Annotated in this window: 2 protein-coding genes; one reads left to right on the top strand and one right to left on the bottom strand. The window is 71.0% G+C overall.

Annotated elements, in window-relative coordinates; genetic code table 11:
- The coding region (locus LLG88_03280; protein ID MCE5245929.1) for an aconitate hydratase at nucleotides 1-1,615 on the top strand (1,615 nt) is incomplete at its 5' end.
- Between the two features lie 39 nt (nucleotides 1,616-1,654).
- Here the strand turns inward: LLG88_03280 and LLG88_03275 are convergent.
- The coding region (locus tag LLG88_03275; GenBank protein MCE5245928.1) for a class I SAM-dependent methyltransferase at nucleotides 1,655-2,611 on the bottom strand (957 nt) is incomplete at its 5' end.

Here is a 2,611-nt window from a genome sequence, read left to right as displayed (position 1 = left end):
GACGGGAAGGCTCTCCGGCTGGACCGCGCCCAAGGACATCGTCCTCCGCCTCGCCTCGCTGCTCACCGTGAAGGGGGGCACGGGGAAGATCGTCGAGTACGTCGGGCCGGGGACCGAAACGGTCTCCTGCACCGGCAAGGGAACGATCGCCAACATGGGGGCGGAGATCGGCGCCACCTGCTCGCTCTTCCCGTTCGACGAGAGGATGGCCGCCTACCTCGAGGCCACGGGCCGCGGCGAGGTGGCGCGCCTCGCGCGCGGCGTCGCCGAGCACCTGCGCCCCGATCCGGAAGTCCTCGCCGACCCGGCGAGTTTCTACGACGAACTGGTCGAGATCGATCTCGACGCACTGCCGCCGCAGATCGTCGGGCCGCACACTCCGGACCTCGGCCGCCCCGTGGCGCGCCTCGCCGAGGACGTGGCGAAGAACGGCTGGCCGGCGGCGGTCTCCGCCGCGCTGATCGGCTCCTGCACCAACTCGTCCTACGAGGACATCGGCCGCGCGGCGCATGTCGCGCGCGCCGCCCTCGCCCGCGGCCTCAAGGCCCGCGTGCCGTTCTACGTCACGCCGGGGAGCGAGGCGGTCTTCGCCACGTGCGAGCGCGACGGCCTGCTCGAGCCGCTGCGCGAGTTCGGCGCGGTCGTGCTCGCCAACGCCTGCGGCCCCTGCATCGGCCAGTGGCGGCGCGAGGACGTCGAGCCCGGCGCCGCCAACTCCATCGTCACCTCGTTCAACCGCAACTTCCCCAAGCGGAACGACGGCAACGCGGCGACGCACGCCTTCATCGCCAGCCCCGAGGTCGTCGTCGCCTACGCCGCGCAGGGGCGGCTCGACGCCGACCCGCTGGTCTTCGATCCCCCCGCGGCGGCCGAGTTGCCCGCGGCCGGCTTCGAGTCGCGGCGCGACGCCTACGTCGCGCCTCCCGCCGACGGCCGCAACGTGAAGGTCGTCGTCGATCCGGAGAGTTCCCGCCTGCAGCTCCTGGAGCCGTTCGCGCCGTGGAACGGCCGCGACTTCGAGCGCCTGCCGGTGCTGCTCAAGGCGCGCGGCAAGTGCACGACCGACCACATCTCCCCCGCCGGTCCCTGGCTCAAGTACCGCGGCCACCTCGACAAGATCTCCGACAACATGTTCACCGGCGCGACGAACGCCTTCACCGCGCGCCCCGGCACGGCCGTCTGCCTGCTCGACCACCAGGAGGCCCCCACGCCGCAGGTGGCGCGGGCCTACAAGGCCGCGGGGCTCGACTGGATCGTCGTCGGCGACGAGAACTACGGCGAGGGGAGTTCGCGCGAGCACGCGGCGATGTCGCCGCGCCACCTCGGCTGCAAGGCGGTGATCGCGCGCTCCTTCGCGCGGATCCACGAGACGAACCTCAAGAAGCAGGGGATCCTCGCCCTCGTCTTCTCCGACCCCGCCGACTACGACGCGATCGGCCCCAAGGACCGCCTCAGCGTCGTCGGCCTCGCCCGCTTCGCCTCCGGCCGCCCCCTGACGGTCCGCGCCCACCACCCCGACGGCGGCGGCGACGAGTTCCCCGCCCGCCACTCCTACACCGAGGAAGAGATCGGCTGGTTCCGCGCCGGCTCGGCGCTGAACGCCCTCGCCCGCTGACCCGGCACGCGCCGAACGTCCCCCGCGAGCCCTCGCTCCCTACTCGAGGGCCGCCGGCGTCGTCGGCTCGGGTTCCGCTTCGGCCGTCACCTCGACGTCTTCGAAGTGCAGCCACGCGTAGTCGCTCCGGTCCTCCTGCAACGCGGCGCGAAACTCGAGGAACTGCGGCGCCGAAGAACGAAGACGGCAGCTGTAGGCCAAGCGTTCCGTCGGCGCCACCATGCGGCGAAACACGACGGTCTCCCGGCCGGCGTCCGCCTCGGCGACGCGGACGACCGCCTCGATCGGCGGCGCGGCGGGATGCTCGTTGCGGACCGTGAAGGACAAAGTGTCGATCGCGCGGACCGGCACGGCGCTGCGCGCGATCACGGGTCCCCGGCACTCCGGGTTGGGGGCGATGAAGAGATGCCGCCCGTGCTGCCACGCGTGGCGGGCGGACATCGCGTTGAAGAACTCGAACTGCAGCTCCGGACGCCCGTGGGCCGGCTTCTCCAGATCGACGTACAACATGTCGGTCTCCAGATCCGCCGACGGGTAGATCCCGAGTTCGTCCTCGAACCGACGCAGGAACGGCTCGTCGATCGGCCTCGTCAGTCGGCGCCGGCTCGTGACCGCCAAACCCACCTCGTCGAACAAACTCAGGTACTGTTCGGGGGTCCACCCATTGACCCACGCCGGACGGCGACGTTCCTGCCCCTGCGACGCGAAGTACTCTTCGAACGTATCGGCCGTGAAGAGAAGATGGGGCCACGGGAAGAAGACTTCGCGGTAGAGATGGGACCCGATGGCGCTTCGATGGAACCCCATGTTGAGGTGCATCGCGCCGCCGGGACGGAGCAGCTTCACCGCGGCGAGGAGCAGCGCGCGCGGATCCCGGACGTGCTCCAACACGCCGTTGCTGTAGATGAAGTCGAACGTGCCGAGGTCGGACGCGTCCTGCGTCGAGATGTCGAGCACGCGCGTCCGCAGCCTCTCTATGCCTTGCAGCGCGTCCCA

The sequence above is a fragment of the bacterium genome (assembly GCA_021372775.1).
Taxonomy (GTDB): Bacteria; Acidobacteriota; Polarisedimenticolia; order J045; family J045; genus JAJFTU01.
This window is presented reverse-complemented; position numbering and strand designations above follow the sequence as displayed.